Source organism: Nonomuraea sp. NPDC049684, from assembly GCF_044465345.1.
In the GTDB taxonomy this organism is placed as follows: Bacteria; Actinomycetota; Actinomycetes; order Streptosporangiales; family Streptosporangiaceae; genus Nonomuraea.
Genome location: NZ_JBITLO010000021.1, coordinates 25550 through 42453, shown reverse-complemented (window position 1 = coordinate 42453; position 16904 = coordinate 25550). Strand labels below are relative to the sequence as shown.

The window sequence follows — 16904 nt, the reverse complement described above, 5'->3', positions numbered from 1 at the left end:
GTCGGCAGGATCTCGTGCATGAGCCCCGACGTGAGATTTCTCAGGACGCCCGCCGTCGCGCTCGCGCTGGTCGTCCTCTACGGCGGCGTGCGCGTCTACTGGGAGCTCGGCCACATGCCGGAGCGGATGTCGCCGATCGGGCCCGACCTGATCGTGTTCACCGGCTGGGCCGCGGTGGGCCTGTGCGCGGCGGCCGCGGCGGCGCTGGTCGTCCTGATGGCCGCGCGCCCGGACGGGCCGCTGGGGTGGGCGCCGCCGGCGCTGGCGTGGGCGGTGGGCGGCGCGCTCATCGTGTCGGGGGCGCTGCTGCTGCTCGACGTGGTGTCCGCGGTCGTCCCGGGGCTCGGCATGCCGTTCTCGTGGGCGGGGGCGCTCAGCAAGGCGGCCTGCGTGGGCTCGGGGGCGCTGCTCTGGCGGTCCGCCGCGGCCTACCGGCGGCGGGCCGCGGGGGCGTGCGCGGCGTGCGGGCGGCGTTCGTCCCGGGTGCTGGCGCGTACGCCGGGGTGGGCCTTCGCCGCGGCCTACGTCTCCGTGGCCGGCTGTCTGGCGCGGATCGCGGCGCAGGCGGCCGTGGGGTTCGACGTCGTGCCCTACCGTGCCGGGGCGGTGGCGTTCGAGATCGAGTTCCTGCTCGCCGGGACGCTGCTGCCGCTGGCGCTCGTCCACCGGTTCGGGCGGGTGTGGCCGGGATGGGTGCCGTGGCTGGCCGGGCGTCCGGTGCCGCGCCGGCTGGTGCTGTGGCCGGGGGTCGGGGTGTCCGGCGGGCTGCTGGCCTACTTCGGGGTGGCGCTGGGGCAGATGGTCGCCGAACGGCTCAGCGGGGGCGTGCCGTTCTCCGGGGGCGATCTGCCCGAGGCGTTCTTCTGGGTGGCCGTGCCCGGGTACGTGGTGTGGGGCGCCGGGATGGCCGTGGCGGCCTGGTCGTACGCGCGGCGTACGCGCATCGCGTGCGCGTCCTGCGGCGGATAGCCGCGATCGGTAAGCTGGGCCGCCGTGAGCGGTGATATATCCCAGATCGGGCACTACCGGCTGCTGAGCGTGCTCGGGCGGGGCGGCATGGGCACGGTCCACCTCGCCGAGGATCCCGCCGGGCAGCGGGTCGCCATCAAGGTGATCAATCCGGAGCTCAGCCAGCACGAGCAGTTCCGGATGCGCTTCCGCCGGGAGGCCGACGCCGCTCGCCGCGTCCGCAGGTTCTGCACCGCCGCGGTGATCGAGGCCGCGCTCGACGGCGACCTGCTCTACGTGGTCACCGAGTACGTGCCCGGCCCCAATCTGGAGGAGGCCGTACGCCAGTCTGGGCCGCTGCGCGGCTCCAGCCTCGACGCGCTGGCCGTCAGCGTGGCCACCGCGCTGACCGCGATCCACGGCGCCGGGGTGGTCCACCGCGACCTCAAGCCGTCGAACGTGCTGCTGTCCCCCGTCGGGCCGCGCGTGATCGACTTCGGCATCGCGCGGGCGCTCGACACGCTGGGCGGCGTCACCGGCACCGGCGAGCTGGTCGGCACGCCCCGGTACATGGCCCCCGAGGTGCTGCGCGGCGAGCCGGTCTCGCCCGCCTGCGACGTGTTCTCGTGGGGCTGCCTGATCGCGTACGCGGCGAGCGGACGGGCGCCGTTCGGCGGCGACACGCTGCCCTCCATCGTCTACCAGGTGCTCAACACCGAGCCCCGCCTCGACGACGTCGATCCCGGCCTGCGCGAGCTGGTCGGGGCCGCGCTGCGCAAGGACCCGGCCGCGCGGCCCACCGCGCAGCAGCTCCTCGACCACCTCGTGGGCCGCTCGGCCGCGCCCGAGCAGGCGGCGCACACCGTGCAGGTGGCCTGGCAGCACGCCACCACCCCGTTCACCGAGGCCGCGCCCACGGCGGCCGACACGGCGGCCAACACGGCGGCCAACACGGCGGCGAAGCGGCGCGGCAGGCTGCTCGGAATCGGCGCGGCCGCCGCGGCGGTGCTGGTGGCCGCCGCGGCGACGGCCTGGGCGGTGCTCACCCCGAGCGGGCCGCCCGACGACCTGGGCGTCCTGTACCGCGAGGACTTCACGCAGACCTCCGGCGGCTGGCTCGGCACCTACGACCCCGACACCACGGGCAGCAGGGGCTACCGCACGGACGGCACGTACGGGCTCGACGTGGGAGACGGCCGCGAGGAGCAGTGGGCGAAGGCCCCCATCCCCTTCCTCGTCGCCACGCCCACGAACACCCCCGACCCCTCGGCCACGCCCACGCCCACGCCGATGTTGCCGTCGTCGGTGGTCGTCGGCGTCACCGCCGAGATCCGGGAGTACACGGGCAGCGGCGAGTACGGCGTTTACTGCCACAACTCCGACGACGACGACACCTACTACGAGTTCGGCCTCGACACCGAGGGGAACGCGCGGATCCGCCGCGTGTACGACGGCGCGGGCGGCACGCTGACCCAGCCCGCCAAGGTGGCCAAGCCGGAGGGCCGGTTGCGCATCGTGGCCTCGTGCGAGCAGCGCGGCTCGGCGGTGCGGCTGACGATGTGGGTGAACGACAAGCGGGTGCAGCAGGCCGACGACCCCAACGGGCTCGGCAACGGGTACGTGGGACTGTTCGCGCGTACGCCCAAGGACAGCCAGTCGGCGTTGAAGATGACGTTCGACGACTTCGAGCTGCGGGGGCAGAAGGAGCCCTAGACCGGCGGGCCCGCGTTCCCGGCGGCCATCGGGGTAGGGGGTGAGGATGGCGAAGCTCATGGACCGGGTGCGCGCGTACCTGCGCAGCCCTGAAGGCAGGCAGACCGTCGAGAAGGCCAAGCGCATGGCCCGAGACCCGCAGAACCAGGAGAAGGCCCGGCGCTTCCTCGACCGGCTCCGCCCCCGACGCCACTGACCACCCCGCGGCCGCCTCCCCGGGGCGGCCGCTTGTGGCGACTGCCTCGCGGCTGCCTGTTCACGGCCGCCTCTTCGCGGTCGCTCGCGTCGGTCGCTTCTTGTGGACGCCGGTCGCTTCTTGTGGACGCCGGTCGTTTCCTGCGGACGCCGGTCGTTTCCTGCGGACGCCGGTCGTTTCCTGCGGACGCCGGTCGTTTCCTGCGGACGCCGGTCTGATCGGGGTTGTCAGAGGATCCCGGCGCGGGCGGCGGCCAGGGCGGCGTCGGCGGCGCGGTCGGCGTCGCGCTCGCTCACCGGCTCGTGCGCGACGAACAGCCGGTAGTAGACCGGGGCGACGGCCACCCTGATCACCTCCTGAACGTCGACGACGTCGGGCAGCTCGCCGCGGGCGATCGCGCGCCGCACCACCTCGGCCGACTGGTCGTGCCGGGCGGTGAAGAACTCGTGCAGGGCCCGCGCCGCCTCCGGGCTCTGGACGGCCGCCGCCACGAACGCCGACGACACCGGCCCCAGCTCCGGGTCGGCGAACCCGCCGCGGACGAGCTGGACGATCGCCCGCAGGTCGCCCTCGACGCTGCCGGTGTCGGGGATCGGCCACGGCTCGTCCTTGGCCAGCTCCAGGGCGTCGGAGATGAGGCCCTCCACGTTGCCCCACCGCCGGTAGACGGTGGTCTTGTGCACGCCCGACCGCTCCGCCACGTTCTCGACCGTCAGGCCGCGGAAGCCATGGGCCGCCAGCTCGGCCAGGGTCGCCTGGCGCACGGCGTCGCGAACTCGCGCACTGCGCCCTCCCGGACGTCTGCTCGGTTCCAAAATCTACTCCAGTTGCGTTTGCGCTTCGCCTGTGCCAAACTAAAGCTACAACAGTTGCGATTGGAGTTCCATCCTGATCAACGTCCGCAGGCTCAGCAAGTCGTACGGCGACCGCGTTGTGCTCACCGATGTGTCCCTGTCCGTTGGCCCCGGCGAGCGCCTGGCCGTCGTCGGCGAGAACGGCTCCGGCAAGTCCACCCTGCTCCGGCTGCTGGCCGGCGTCGAACAGCCCGACGACGGCGACATCACCATCACCGGCGTCACCGGTGTCACCGGTGTCACCGGTGTCGCCGGCGATGTCGGCCACCTCGGCCAGACGCTCGGCCTGCCGCCCGGTCACACCGTCCAGCAGGCGATCGACCACGCGCTCGCCGACCTGCGGGCCATGGAGCGAAGGCTGCGCGAGCTGGAGTCGGCGCTCACCGACGACGTCATGGGCGAATACGGCGAGCTGCTGACCGCCTACGAGGCCCGCGGCGGCTACACGGCCGACGCGCGCGTCGACAAGGCCCTCCACGGCCTCGGCCTGGCGCACGTAGCCCGCGACCGGGTGCTGTCGAGCCTGTCGGGCGGCGAGCGCGCCCGGCTGGGCCTGGCCTGCGTGCTGGCCGCCGACCCCGCCACGCTGCTGCTCGACGAGCCGACCAACCACCTCGACGAGGCCGCGCTGACCTGGCTCGAAGAGCGGCTGCGCGGCCACCGGGGGCAGGTGGTCGTGGTCTCCCACGACCGGGTCTTCCTCGACCGGGTGGCCACCGCCGTCCTGGAGGTCGAGGAGGGCGCCGTCACCCGGTTCGGCGGCGGGTACAGCGGCTACCTGGCCGCCAAGGCGGCGGCGCGGGCGCGCTGGGAGCAGGCGTACGCGGCCTGGCGCGAGGAGGTGCGGCAGGTGCGCGAGCACGCCGCCACCACCGCCCACCGCGTGGCGGCCGGGCGGGCCATGAGGGACAACAACAAGATGGCCTACGACCGCAACGCGGGCCGGGTCCAGAGCTCGGTGGCCACCCGCGTGCGCAACGCCCACGAGCGGCTGCGCCGCTTGGAGGACGACCCGGTCCCCCGCCCGCCGACGCCGCTGCGCTTCCGAGCCGCCTTCCGCGCTCCCGCCCCCGCTCCGGCGGCCGACGGTCCGGCCGCGCCCGCGCCGCTGGTGGAGCTGCGTGACGTGCACGTCGGCGACCGGCTCCACGTCGGGTCGCTGACCGTCCGGCCGGGCGAGCGGGTGCTGGTGAGCGGGCCCAACGGGGCGGGCAAGTCCACGCTGCTGCGGGTCCTGGCCGAGCGCGCCGGGCGCCGGGCCGGCCACCTCGCCCAGGACGACGACCTCGACCCCGGCCTGGCCGTGCTCGCCGCGTTCGGGCACGACGGCTACGCCGACGAGCGGCGCGCGGCCCTGCTGGACACCGGCCTCTTCCCCGAGCACGCGCTCGACCGGCGGGTGGGCGAGCTCTCGGTCGGCCAGCGGCGCCGGCTGTCGCTGGCCAGGCTGCTCATCGGCGAGCACGACCTGCTGCTGCTCGACGAGCCGACCAACCATCTGTCGCCCGTCCTGGCCGACGAGCTCGACCACGCGCTCGCCGCCTACCAGGGGGCGGTGGTCATGGTCACGCACGACCGGGCGCTGAGGCGCCGTTTCACCGGCACCGAGATCCGACTGACAGGGGGACACATATGTTGACCATGATTTCCGCGGGCTCGCCCTACGGCGTGGCCACCGCCGCCGACGGCGCGCTCTGGTTCACGCTCGTCCACCAGGGCCGGGTCGGCAGGCTGGTGCCGGGGCACGAGCCGGTGATCCACCAGCTCGACCCGGCCGACGGGCAGCCCGGCGTGATCGTGCCCGGCCACGACGGCGCGATGTGGTTCACCGAGGGCAAGGGCGGCCGGGTCTGCCGCATCACCGATGACGGCCAGGTCACCGCGTACTCGGCCGACTCGCCGTACGGGATCGTGGCCGGGCCCGACGGGGCGATGTGGTTCACCCAGATGGGCAGCGGGCGCATCGGCCGCATCGGCGCCGACGGCGAGCGGTCCGACTTCGACGTGCCGGTGGAGGGCGGCATGCCCGCCTTCATCACGGTGGGCGGCGACGACGCGCTGTGGTTCTCGATCAACCAGGGCCACGCCGTCGGCCGGATCTCGCTGTCCGGGGAGGTCACCGTGCATCCGCTGCCCACCGAGGGCGCCGCCCCCGTGGGCATCACGCTCGGGCCCGACGGGGCGGTGTGGTTCGTGGAGATCGGCGCGGGGCAGGTCGGCCGGATCGATCCGGCCGGGAAGATCACCGAGTTCCCGCTGCCCGATCGGGCCTGCCGTCCGCACGCCATCGTGGCCGGTCCCGACGGCGCGCTCTGGTTCACCGAGTGGGCCGCCGGGCGTCTGGGCCGCATCACGGTCGAGGGCACGATCGAGGAGCACCCGCTGCCCTCGGTGCCGGCGCCGCCGTCCGCACCCGCCGGGCAGGGCGAGCCGGGCCCCGCCGGAAGCAATGAGCCGCACGGGCTGACGGTCGGGGCCGACGGAGCAATCTGGGTGGCCCTGGAAGCCGGCGCCCTGGCCCGCCTCCTCCCTACCCCGACCAGCGACGCCCCCATCCGGTGACAGCCACACCCGCCCAGTAACGGCCGGCCCCAGCGACAGCCACACCCCGCCAGTGACGGCCGCTTCCGGGCAGTAACGGCGGCATCCGGGCAGTGACGGCCGCATCCGGGCAGTGACGGCGGCATCCGGGCAGTGACGGCCGCTTCCGGGCAGTGACGGCCGCATCCGGTGACGGCCACGCCCGCCCCGGTGAGCCGCGGGCCGCCTACCGCCGGTGAGCTGCGGGCGGTGCGCCCCTCGCGACCGCGGCAGGTGCTGCCGATCCGCCAGAGCCTCCGGCGGCGCGGTGGGGGCAGGGCGGCGATGGGCCGCCGGGGCCGAGTTGACCGAGGGAGTGCGGGCCGACATCGTCTCCGGCCAGGGCGGCCAGGGGCGGGTGCTGAGCGGCCCGCACTACGGCCTCACTGAGGCTCCTCGGTGGTGGGGTGGGGTGGCGGGGGTCGGCTCGGGCGGAGTTGACTGGGGGGATGCATGCCATCATCGTCTCCGCCCAGGGCGGTCCAGAGGTTCTCGAATACGTCGAGCGTCCCGATCCGGCGCCGGGTGACGGGGAGGTCGTGGTCGACGTCGCGGCCAGCGGCGTCAACTTCATCGACATCTACCACCGTTCCGGCGCCTACCCGCTCTCGCTGCCGACCCCGATCGGGTCCGAGGGGGCCGGCGTGGTCTCGGCCGTCGGCCCGGGGGTCGATGGGCCGGCCGTCGGCGACACCGTCGCCTGGGCCGGCGTGCTGGGGAGTTACGCGGAGAAGGCGGTGGTGCCGGCCGACCGGCTGGTGCCGGTGCCCGACGGCGTGTCCGCCGAGCTGGCGGCGGCGGCGATGCTCCAGGGCATGACCGCCCACTACCTCACCCACTCGACGTACGACGTCAAGGAGGGCGACCAGGTGCTGGTGCACGCCGGCGCGGGCGGCATGGGCCAGCTGCTGATCCAGGTCGCCAAGCTGCGCGGCGCCAAGGTCTACAGCACGGTCTCCACGCCGGAGAAGGAGAAGCTGGCCCGCGCGGCCGGGGCCGACGAGGTGCTGGGCTACGACGAGTTCGCCGACGCGTTGCGCGGCCGGATCCACGTCGTCTACGACGGCGTCGGGAAGACGACGTTCGACGGCGGCCTGGAGGCGCTGCGCCCGCGCGGCCTCATGGCGCTCTACGGCGCGGCCAGCGGCCCGGTCCCGCCGATCGACCCGCAGGCGCTCAACCGCGCCGGCTCGCTCTTCCTGACCAGGCCCACGCTCGTCCATTACGTCGCCGAGCGCGAGGAGCTGCTCTGGCGGGCCGCCGACCTGTTCGGCTGGATCTCCTCGGGGCAGCTCAGGATCAACGTGTCCGAGCGCTACCCGCTGGCCGAGGCGCGACGGGCCCACGAGGACCTCGCCGCCCGCCGTACGACCGGAAAATTGCTGTTGATTCCTTAGCGCTACGCTCGCCCCTTGTGGACATCAATGCGGCAGTCTGGTCGTTCGCTGCCGTCGTCGCGCTCCTGACGATCACGCCGGGGCTCGACACGGCTCTCACCCTGCGCACGTCGCTGCTCACCGGCAGGCGGGCGGCCTGGGGGGTGGTGCTGGGCATCCAGCTCGGCACGCTGGTCTGGGGCGTGCTCACCGCGGCGGGGCTGTCGGCGCTGCTGGCGGCCTCGCGGTTCGCCTACGACGTCCTGCGCTGGGCGGGGGCGGCGTACCTGGTGTGGATGGGGGTGCGCATGCTCCTCGCCAGGGCGCGGGCCGGCGAGGAGGAGGACGGGCAGCGGGCGTTCGGGTTCGGCAAGGGGTTCCGGCGCGGCCTGCTCACGAACCTGCTCAACCCCAAGGTGGGCGCGTTCTACGTGGCGATGTTGCCGCACTTCATCCCGGCCGGCGCGCCGCACGCGGCGATGGGGCTGCTGCTGGCCGGGGTGCACGCGGCCGAGGGGCTGGCGTGGAGCGCGGTGCTGATCGGCTTCGCCTCGCTGATGAGCGACGTCCTGCGGTCGGCCCGCGTACGGCGGATCCTCGACCGGGTGACCGGCGTGGTCATCGTCGGGTTCGGGCTGCGGCTCGCCCTTCACGACTGATCCCACGGCCAGTCCAGCAGCCGCGCGCCCAGGACCGCGGTCTCCAGGGTGAAGCGCTGGGTGGGGTCGTCGGGCGAGAAGCCGGTCAGCCGGCGGATGCGTTCCAGCCGGTACGTCACCGCCCGCGGGCTGATCCGCAGCCTGCGGGCGGCCGCCGCCTGGTTGCCGTGCGCGGCGAAGACCGCCTCCAGCGTCTCGACCAGCGGCTCGTGGCCGCCCCTGGCGTGCAGCAGCGGGCTCAGCACGCTGGTCACCAGGTCCTCGATCGCGCCGCGGTCGCGCAGCAGCACGGGGAAGACCAGCAGGTCGGCGGCCTTGACCACGTCGAGCGTGAGCCGCAGCGCGTCGGCCAGCTCCAGCGCCCCGGCCGCCTCCCTGAAGGAGGTGACGACGCCGCCCGGCCCGCGGTGCGGCCGTCCCACGCCGACCCGCCACCCGGCCGGGAAGCGAGCGCGTACGTGATGGGTGAACTCCCCCACGGCGGCGGGCAGCGTGGCGGGCACGACGCACACCAGCAGCCCCTCGCGCACCGCCACCAGCACGTTGTGCGAGCCGAACCGCGCGATCAGATCGCGCTCGATGCGGTCCTGGTCCCCGTCGCGCAGCCCGCGGGCGGCGGCCACCACGTACGACTCGGCCAGCCGCAGTCCGAAGTGCTCGGCCCGTTCGGCCAGCCGCTCGGCCCGTCCCTGGAGCAGGTCGTCCACGAACTCCCTGCGGGCCGTCTCCTCGCCCCTGAGGGCGGCGAGCTGGGCCAGCTCGTACCCCTCCATGAGCGCCGAGACGGCCCTGCGCAGCGCAGGCAGCACGTCCGGCAGCCCCTCGGCGGCGGCGAGCGCGCCGTCGACCAGCGCCCGCAGCGGGACGCCCTGCTCGGCGGCGCGCGTGCCGTCGGCGCGGCAGGCGTCGAGCGCCGCCCGCGAGGGCGGACGCCCGGCGGCCGCCCCGGCCAGCACCTGGCGATGCCCGCCGAGCAGGTCGGCGGGCATCCTGGAGAGCACCATCACACTCCTACGTCACGCCTGTCGAAGGACAGGATCGCGGTGAGCGCGAGCACTGCCGTCGCTCCCGCCAGCACAAGGTAGTCCCCGACCGGCAGGCCCTCATAGAGCGGCCGGCCCTCGGCGTAGTAGTGGAACGGCGACAGCCACTTCAGCCAGGCGATGGCCGCCACGCCGCGGCCGAGTGTGACGACGATGTACCCGGCCGCCACCCACACGCCGACCACGGCCGAGGCGATCATCCTGCGGCCGGTCACCGCGCCCACGGTCAGGGCCACGGTCCCGAAGAACAGCGCGAGCAGCAGCACCCCGGCGTGCGCGGCCAGGACGCGGTCGAACGGCACCCCCAGCTCCGCCCCGGACGCGGCCGTCCAGGCCACGGCCAGCGTCACGGCGAACACCGCCAGCAGAGCCAGCGCCAGCGCGCAGAACCGCTGGAGCACCAGCCGCTTGCGGTCCACCGGCAGCGTGACGACGAGCTCCAGCGTCCCGGCCTCCTCCGGCTGGGCGATCGCCCGGTTGGCCAGCATGGTGGCGAGCACGACGAACAGCATCGGGACGAAGAGCTGGTAGACGACCGTCTGCAGGAAGTTGACGCCGAGGGCCAGGTCGGGCATGCCGCCCATGAGGTCCCTGAGCGGACCGGGGTATTTGGCCAGGGCCTGCTGGTTGAACGTCTCCGGGTCCTGGCTGACGCTGCGGAAGATGCTGATGTAGAGGGCCATGAACGCGCTGATGCCGACGGTCCACCAGATCAGGGCCCGGCGGTGGTCACGCAGACTCTTGGTGATCATGGTGCCGGTCCTCCTCGCTGTAGTAGGTCAGGAAGATCTCTTCCAGGTCGGGCTCCGCGCTGACCAGGTGCACGACGGTGAACCGGGCGGCGGCCTTGACCAGGGCGTCCGGGCGGCCGTCGATCGTGCACCGGACGCTGGCGCCCTCCACGCGCAGGTCGCGCACCCCCGGCAGGCCCTCGAACGCCGACGCCGGCACCGGGGCGTCGAAGTGCAGCTCCATCCGGCGTACGGCCTTCTCGCGCAGCGCGGCCACGTTCTCCACGGTCACCAGGCGGCCCGCGCGGACGATGCCGACCCGGTCGGAGACGCTCTCCACCTCGGCCAGCACGTGCGAGGACATCAGCACGGTCCGGCCGGACGCCCGCACCTCCCGGACCATGGCCAGGAACTCCTGCTGGACGAGCGGGTCGAGCCCGCTGGTCGGCTCGTCGAGGATGAGGAACTCCGGCTCGTGCATGAACGCCTGGATCAGCCCGACCTTCTGCTTGTTGCCCTTGGAGAGCTTGCGCATCGGCACCGACAGGTCGGCGTCGAACCGCTCGGCCAGTTCCTCGATGCGGCTGCCCGGCACCCCGCCGCGCACGCGGCCGAGGAAGCCCAGGTAATCGCGGGCCCGGTCGCGGCCTTCGAGCGCCAGCTCGCCGGGCAGGTAGCCGATGCGGGCGCGGGTGGCGGCGGCGCGCGGGTCGTGGCCGAGCACGCGGACCGTGCCGCGGGTGGGCCTGATCACGTCGAGGAGCAACCTGATCGTGGTGGTCTTGCCGGCGCCGTTGGGCCCGAGGTAGCCGAAGATCTCGCCGGGCCGGATCTCCAGCGTGAGGTCTTCGAGCCCGCGCCGCCCGCCGTAGTACTTGGTCAGCCCTTCGGCCTGTACCACTGCTGTCATGCCGGAATCGTCCCGCCGGGGCGGCGCCGGGGTCACTGGCCGAAGTCGGCAGCGTCCCGGCCGGTTCCCTTCCGGGACACGGCAACGAGAATGGGCCGCGTGCGATGGGCAGCCTGAATTGGGCAGGGTGAGGAACGTGGAGACGGCGTTCGTGCTCGGTGGCGGTGGCGTGCTGGGGGCTCACGAGGTGGGCATGCTCCAGGCGCTCGACGACTTCGGCATCCGGCCCGACGTGGTCGTCGGCACGTCGGTGGGCGCGCTCAACGGCGCGCTCATCGCCGCCGACCCCGCGCGGGCGGTCGACCGGCTGACCTCGTTGTGGCGCTCCGACGTCGTGCGCACGGCGTTCGCCGGGTCGTGGGTGACGCGGCTGTCCACCCTCGCCAGGACCGGCACCCACCTGCATCCCAACGGTCCCCTGCGGGAGGTGCTGGCCGGGACGGTGCGCACGGAGCTGATCGAGGAGCTGGCGGTGCCGTTCCAGTGCGTGGCGGCCTCGGTCGAGCGGGCCGCGGCCCACTGGTTCGCCAGCGGGCCGCTGGTGGACGCGGTGCTCGCGTCGTGCGCGGTGCCGGGGCTGCTGCCGCCCGTGAAGATCGGCGGGGAGCACTTCTTCGACGGCGGGCTGGTGCACAGCATCCCCGTCGGCCGGGCCGTGCAGCTCGGGGCCAGGCGGGTCTACGTGCTGCACGTCGGCCGGATCGAGCGCCCGCTGACCGCGCCCCGGCGGTTCTGGGAGGTGGGGATGGTGGCGTTCGAGATCGCCCGCCGCTACCGGTTCGCCGAGGAGATGGCCACGTTGCCGCCGGGGGTGGAGGTGCACGTGCTGCCCGCCGGGGTCGCCGCGCCGCTGTCCACCCTGCGCTACCGCGACCTGTCCCAGATCTCCACCTACATCGAGCGGGCGTACCAGGCTTCTTCCCGCTACCTGCGGACAAGAGGAGGATGAAGGTAGGACCTCGGGGAAGGCCGACCTCAGGGAGGCGCCGTTGATCCCACCGCGTATCGTGCGCCGGATCGTGCTGGCTCCGCTCGTCATCGCGGTCACCGTGGTGGTGCTGGTGACGTTGCCGTTGTGGCTGCTGGTCACGTTCGGGGCGTCCTTGCGGCTGCCGCCGCCGCAGCGCAGGGGGTTGCGGTTCGTCTGGTTCGCCGCGGCCTGGCTGACGCTGGAGTCGGCGGTGCTCATCGCGTGCCTCGGGCTGTGGCTGTCGGGGGCGTTCGGGCGGGCCCGGCGCCAGGAGCGGCACTACGCGCTGATCCGCTGGTTCCTGGCCAAGGTGTACGCCGCGGCGGTGCGCATCTTCCGGCTGACCGTGGACGTCGAGGAGCCCGCGCCGACCCCGCAGGAGCGCGCCGCCCGGCTGAGCCGCCCGGTCGTGGTGCTCTCCCGGCACGCCGGGCCCGGCGACTCCTTCCTGCTGATCTACCACCTGCTGGCGGTGTACGGGCGGCACCCGCGGATCGTCATGAAGGCCGCCCTCCAGTACGACCCGTCGCTCGACGTCGTGGTCAACCGCCTGCCGAACGCCTTCGTGCCGCGGCGGTCCGGCCGCGAGCGGGTGATCGAGGAGATCCGGCGGCTGTCGGCGACCATGGACGACCGCGACGCGCTGGTGATCTTCCCCGAGGGCGGCAACTTCACCCCGCGCCGGCGGCGGCTGGCGATCCGCCGGCTGGAGGACAAGGGGCTGGCCGAGGAGGCGGAGCGGGCGCGCGGCATGACGCACCTGCTGCCGCCCCGGCCGAACGGGGCCATCGCCGCGATCACCGCCTGCCCGGAGGCCGACGTGGTCTTCGTCGCGCACACCGGCCTGGACGACCTGGTCACGATCGGCGACGTGTGGCGCAGGCTGCCGTACGCGGCGCGGATCACGGCCAGGTGGTGGCGGGTGCCGGCGGCCGAGGTGCCCAGGGACGACCGGGAGAGCCAGGTCCGCTGGCTGTACTCCCACTGGGAGGAGATCGACGCCTGGATCACCGCCCAGGGCGAGCGTGCCCGGCGCGATCAGGCCGAGGGAGCGCCCGGCGGCAGGTAGGGCACGGGGGCGGGGCCGTCGCGCAGCAGGCCGAGCAGGGCGTCGGTGTCCAGGTGCTGCTCGACCAGGTCGCCGAGGGCGTCGAGGCGGGCCTCGCGCAGGCGGCCGAAGTCGGTGTCAGGGTCGGGGACGAAGGCGCGCCCGGCGCGTTCGGCCACGTCGGCCAGGAAGGCCCGGCGGAAGGCGTCGTTCTCCAGGGCGCCGTGCCAGGTGGTGCCCCACACGTCGCCGGCGCGGCAGCCGTCCAGGAAGGGCTCGCCGCCCTCGACCGTCGCGCGCCCGTGATGGATCTCGTACGCGCTGACCGGCTGCCCGTAGGCGTGCCCGACCGGCCGGGCGAGCCGCTTGTCGGGCGCGAACTCGACGCGCACCGGCAGCAGCCCGAGCCCGTCCACCCGGCCCGCCCGCGACTCGACCTCGTCCACGATCTCCCGGCCGAGCATCTGGAACCCGCCGCAGATCCCGAGGACGGGCCCGCGCCGCGCGAGCAGGGCGTCGGCCAGGCCGGTGCGCCGCAGCCAGGCCAGGTCCTCGACCGTGGCCCGCGAGCCCGGCAGCACCACCAGGTCGGCGTCGTCCAGCTCGACCGGGTCGGTCACGAAGCGCACGACCACGCCGGGCTCGGCGGCCAGGGCGTCCAGGTCGGTGAAGTTGGAGATCCGGGGCAGCCGGACGACCGCCACGCGCAACGTCTGCCTGCCCAGCGGCCGGCCGGTCGCGACCCGGCGGTTGTCCAGCGCGAGGGAGTCCTCGACGTCCAGCCAGAGGCCGTCGAGCCAGGGCAGCACGCCGTACACCGACCGGCCGGTGAGCTTCCTGAGCATGTCGAGGCCGGGTTCGAGCAGCTCGCGGGCGCCCCGGAACTTGTTCACCACGAACCCCGACACGAGGGCCTGGTCGGCCGCGTCCAGCAGGGCGACCGTGCCGTGGAAGGCGGCGAACACGCCGCCCCTGTCGATGTCGCCGACCACGACGACGGGCAGCCCGGCGGCCCTGGCCAGGCCCATGTTCGCGATGTCGCCGCGGCGCAGGTTGATCTCCGCGGGGCTGCCGGCGCCCTCGCAGATCACCACGTCGTACTGGGCGCGCAGCCGGTCCAGGGACGCCAGGGCGGTGGCCCGCAGGAGGTCCTTCAGCGCGCCGTACTCCATGGCGTCCACGTCGGCGACGGGCTCGCCCAGGAGCACGACCTGGCTGCGGCGGTCGCTGCCCGGCTTGAGCAGGACGGGGTTCATGTCGGCGACCGGTTCCAGCCCGGCGGCCTGGGCCTGCATGGCCTGGGCGCGGCCGATCTCGGCGCCGCCGGCGGTGACGTAGGAGTTGAGCGACATGTTCTGGGCCTTGAAGGGCGCCACGCGCACGCCCTGGCGGGCCAGCCAGCGGCAGATCCCGGCGGTCACCACGCTCTTGCCCGCGTCGGAGGTGGTGCCGGCGACCAGCATGGCGCCCGTGACCTGCCCAGCATTCATGCGATCACCGTACATGAGCCCCAAACTGCGAAATTTCCCAGAAACCGCCCATTTACGAATCGTGTGACTTCTGCCACTCTGGCTAGAACGTTCGCCTAGAACAGAATTCTAGATTTTCCTACGGGAAGGGTGAGCATGGTCAGGACGTTGGGTTCGCCGCGTGCCGGCGTCATCGACGCGGGGACCAGGGCGCCGTTCGGCTGGGCGCCGCTGGTCGTGCTCTTCGTCGTCGGGCTCGTGGACCGCATGGAGTACAACCTGCTGTCGGGGGTGCTGCCGCTCGTCCAGAAGGAATGGGGCTTCAGCGACACCGCCGCGGGCTCCATCCCGACCGCCGCGGCGCTGGCCGCCGCGATCGTCTCCCTGCCCGCGGGCTTCATGGCCGACCGGTTCAGCCGGACGCGGATCATCGCGGTGGTCGTCCTGCTGTGGGCCGTCGCCACGCTCGGCTCGGGCCTGGCCACCGGCTTCGTGATGTTCTACCTGATGCGGGTGCTGCTCGCGGCGGCCGAGAACATCGACAACCCGGCCGCCGGCAGCCTGCTCGCCGACTACTACCCGCCGGTCAGCCGGGCCAAGGCGTACGGGCTGACCCGCGTCACGACCTACCTCGGCGGCATCGGCACGCTGCTGGGCGGCGTGCTGGCCGAGGTGTTCTCCTGGCGGACCGCGTTCCTGGTGATGGTGGTGCCCGGCGTGCTCACGGCGGTGCTCGTCTGGTTCCTGCGCGAGCCGGGCCGCGGCGACCTGGACCGGATGGTCGCCGGAGCCCCCGCCGAAACCGCGGAGCCGGCCGAGCGGGCCACCCCGCCCAAGGCGCCCTTCTGGCAGCAGTTCGGGCAGGTCATCCGCATCCCGACGCTGCTGTTCGTCTGCGTCGGGCTGGGCCTGCTCACCCTCGGCCTGGCCGGGATCTTCTACTGGCTGCCCACGCTCATGGTCCGCGAGTACGGCGTCGGCGTCGGCGCCGCCGGCTCGCTGAGCGGCCTGATCACCATCGCCGGGACGCTGGCCGGCACCCTGGTCGGCTCCTGGCTGGGCCGCAGGTGGCACGGCACCCGCAAGGGCGGCAGGCTGCTGGCCGGCGGCGGCGGCATCACGGCGGGCGCGGCCGTCCTGGCCGGGGCGCTGGCCATGGACTCGATCGGCCTGATGACCGCGCTGGTCCTGCTGGCCTGCTCGCTGATGTCGATCGCGATCCCGAACATGACGGCCTGCGTGGCCGACGTCGTCCCGGCCGCCGCGCGCGGTCTCGGCTTCGCCGTCCTGCAACTGCTCATCACGGCGGCCGGGGCGTTCGGCTCGCTCGTCGTCGGCATCGCCTCCGACCGGTTCGGCTCGCTGATCGGCGGCATGTACCTGCTGGTCGTCCCCATGATCGTGGGCGGCCTCCTGACGCTCGGCGCCCGCGCCTCCTTCGAGCGCGACGCCGGGCGGGTCATGGACGCCGCCCGCGCCGGCTAGGACGGCAGGCAGACGGTCAGCGCGCCCGGGACCACCTTCGCCTTGATCTTGGTGGTGGCCTCGCGGTCGCCGCCGTCCAGCTCGTACGTCATCGGCGACCCGAACCGGGCCGTCACCTTGCGCGCCCGGGTGATGCGCACGAACGGCGAGTCCTCCGACCGTCCGGCGGCCATCTTGCCCATCACCCGGGCCCACTGGATCGGCCCCTTGGCCGTGGACAGCCCGACCTCCAGCCAGCCGTCGTCGGGCCGGGCGTCGTCGAACGCCTCGACCCCGCCGGCGATCGTGCCCACGTTGCCGAGCAGCAGGCAGCTCGCCTCCCCCTCGAACCAGGTGGCCCCGTCGACCTTGACCGTCATCGGCACCAGGGGCCCGCCGACGTGCCGGACGGCGGCCTTGACGTAGCTCAGCTTGCCGAACTTCCGCTTGGCCTTGCCGTCGGCCTCGGCGATCATCTCGGCCTCGAACCCGGCCCCGGCCATGACGGCGAAGTGCTCGCCGTTGAGCACCCCGAGGTCCAGCTCGGCACGGCGGCCCTCGAAGCCGATCCGTACGGACTCCTCCAGGTCGGTCGGGATGCCCAGGTTGCCGGCGAACAGGTTGGCCGTCCCGGCGGGCAGGATCGCCATCGGCACGCCGGAGCCGGCCATGGCGTCGGCGCAGCGCTGCACCATGCCGTCACCGCCCCAGACGAACACCAGGTCCGCGCCCGCCTTGAGCGCCTTGCGCACCTTCTTGGGCGCCTTCTTGCTCTTGGGCACCTCGTGCCAGATCAGCTCGCCGACGTCCCGCTCGGTGAGCAGCACGCGCAGCCGGTCCAGCCCGGCGCCGAGGATCTTCTTCTGATGTGCGACAACCGCGATAGTGGGGGACACTCCTCCCTCACTACCCGGCCTTTACCGGGTTATTAATGGGTTTCGTA

Annotated in this window: 16 protein-coding genes; 10 read left to right on the top strand and 6 right to left on the bottom strand. The window is 73.7% G+C overall.

The features are described from left to right. Nucleotides 1-18 precede the first annotated feature (18 nt). From ACIBST_RS43260 to ACIBST_RS43250, 3 genes are read left to right on the top strand one after another with little or no spacing between them, the layout of a single operon-like run. Nucleotides 19-969 carry a hypothetical protein gene (locus ACIBST_RS43260; protein WP_397179311.1) on the top strand — a complete coding sequence of 317 codons (951 nt, stop codon included), beginning with the start codon at nt 19-21 and terminating at the stop codon, nt 967-969. Nucleotides 970-993: 24 nt separating this feature from the next. Further along, nucleotides 994-2661 (top strand): serine/threonine-protein kinase, encoded by a 1668-nt coding sequence (locus ACIBST_RS43255; RefSeq protein WP_397179310.1) that lies wholly within the window; start codon nt 994-996, stop codon nt 2659-2661. Between the two features lie 46 nt (nt 2662-2707). Then, nucleotides 2708-2857 carry a hypothetical protein gene (locus tag ACIBST_RS43250; RefSeq protein ID WP_358294834.1) on the top strand — a complete coding sequence of 50 codons (150 nt, stop codon included), beginning with the start codon at nt 2708-2710 and terminating at the stop codon, nt 2855-2857. Between the two features lie 227 nt (nt 2858-3084). On the opposite strand, the gene ACIBST_RS43245 is transcribed toward ACIBST_RS43250, so the two are convergent. Continuing rightward, nucleotides 3085-3621: a TetR/AcrR family transcriptional regulator gene (locus ACIBST_RS43245; protein WP_397179309.1), complete on the bottom strand. Its 537-nt coding sequence runs from the start codon at nt 3619-3621 to the stop codon at nt 3085-3087. A 121-nt stretch (nt 3622-3742) separates the two neighbouring features. On the opposite strand from ACIBST_RS43245, the gene abc-f reads away from it, so the two are divergent. The 4 genes from abc-f (at nt 3743) to ACIBST_RS43225 (ending at nt 8326) form a co-directional block, all read left to right on the top strand. Then, nucleotides 3743-5350 (top strand): ribosomal protection-like ABC-F family protein, encoded by a 1608-nt coding sequence (gene abc-f / locus ACIBST_RS43240; protein ID WP_397179417.1) that lies wholly within the window; start codon nt 3743-3745, stop codon nt 5348-5350. Further along, nucleotides 5344-6273 carry a virginiamycin B lyase gene (locus ACIBST_RS43235; RefSeq protein ID WP_397179308.1) on the top strand — a complete coding sequence of 310 codons (930 nt, stop codon included), beginning with the start codon at nt 5344-5346 and terminating at the stop codon, nt 6271-6273. The genes abc-f and ACIBST_RS43235 overlap by 7 nt, the downstream gene beginning before the upstream one ends. Before the next feature lie 467 nt (nt 6274-6740). Beyond that, nucleotides 6741-7688 (top strand): quinone oxidoreductase family protein, encoded by a 948-nt coding sequence (locus ACIBST_RS43230; RefSeq protein ID WP_397179307.1) that lies wholly within the window; start codon nt 6741-6743, stop codon nt 7686-7688. A 17-nt stretch (nt 7689-7705) separates the two neighbouring features. Further along, nucleotides 7706-8326, top strand: a complete 621-nt coding sequence (locus ACIBST_RS43225) for a LysE family translocator (RefSeq protein WP_397179306.1) — start codon at nt 7706-7708, stop codon at nt 8324-8326. Here the strand turns inward: ACIBST_RS43225 and ACIBST_RS43220 are convergent. From ACIBST_RS43220 to ACIBST_RS43210, 3 genes are read right to left on the bottom strand one after another with little or no spacing between them, the layout of a single operon-like run. Further along, nucleotides 8317-9330 (bottom strand): PucR family transcriptional regulator, encoded by a 1014-nt coding sequence (locus ACIBST_RS43220; RefSeq protein ID WP_397179305.1) that lies wholly within the window; start codon nt 9328-9330, stop codon nt 8317-8319. The two genes, ACIBST_RS43225 and ACIBST_RS43220, sit on opposite strands and share 10 nt — an antisense overlap. Further along, on the bottom strand, nt 9330-10121 hold the full coding sequence (locus ACIBST_RS43215) for an ABC transporter permease subunit (RefSeq protein ID WP_397179304.1): 792 nt from the start codon (nt 10119-10121) through the stop codon (nt 9330-9332). The genes ACIBST_RS43220 and ACIBST_RS43215 overlap by 1 nt, the downstream gene beginning before the upstream one ends. Beyond that, on the bottom strand, nt 10099-11010 hold the full coding sequence (locus ACIBST_RS43210) for an ATP-binding cassette domain-containing protein (protein ID WP_397179303.1): 912 nt from the start codon (nt 11008-11010) through the stop codon (nt 10099-10101). Before ACIBST_RS43210 ends, ACIBST_RS43215 begins: the two co-directional genes overlap by 23 nt. Nucleotides 11011-11146: 136 nt before the next feature. Between ACIBST_RS43210 and ACIBST_RS43205 the strand changes: the two genes are divergently transcribed. Together ACIBST_RS43205 and ACIBST_RS43200 are read left to right on the top strand one after the other, a co-directional pair. Next, the gene (locus ACIBST_RS43205; RefSeq protein ID WP_397179302.1) at nt 11147-11959 is read left to right on the top strand and encodes a patatin-like phospholipase family protein; all 813 of its coding nucleotides are present in this window, start codon (nt 11147-11149) and stop codon (nt 11957-11959) included. Nucleotides 11960-11999: 40 nt separating this feature from the next. Beyond that, on the top strand, nt 12000-13049 hold the full coding sequence (locus ACIBST_RS43200; protein WP_397179301.1) for a 1-acyl-sn-glycerol-3-phosphate acyltransferase: 1050 nt from the start codon (nt 12000-12002) through the stop codon (nt 13047-13049). Here ACIBST_RS43200 and ACIBST_RS43195 read toward each other — a convergent pair. After that, nucleotides 13019-14518: a cobyric acid synthase gene (locus ACIBST_RS43195; protein ID WP_397179300.1), complete on the bottom strand. Its 1500-nt coding sequence runs from the start codon at nt 14516-14518 to the stop codon at nt 13019-13021. The genes ACIBST_RS43200 and ACIBST_RS43195 overlap by 31 nt on opposite strands. A 135-nt stretch (nt 14519-14653) precedes the next feature. Here ACIBST_RS43195 and ACIBST_RS43190 point away from each other — a divergent pair, with 135 nt between their 5' ends. Then, the gene (locus ACIBST_RS43190; protein ID WP_397179299.1) at nt 14654-15982 is read left to right on the top strand and encodes an MFS transporter; all 1329 of its coding nucleotides are present in this window, start codon (nt 14654-14656) and stop codon (nt 15980-15982) included. Here ACIBST_RS43190 and ACIBST_RS43185 read toward each other — a convergent pair. Next, entirely contained in the window at nt 15979-16857 is an 879-nt protein-coding gene (locus tag ACIBST_RS43185; RefSeq protein WP_397179298.1) for a diacylglycerol/lipid kinase family protein, read from the bottom strand. The two genes, ACIBST_RS43190 and ACIBST_RS43185, sit on opposite strands and share 4 nt — an antisense overlap. Between the last annotated feature and the right edge of the window lie 47 nt (nt 16858-16904).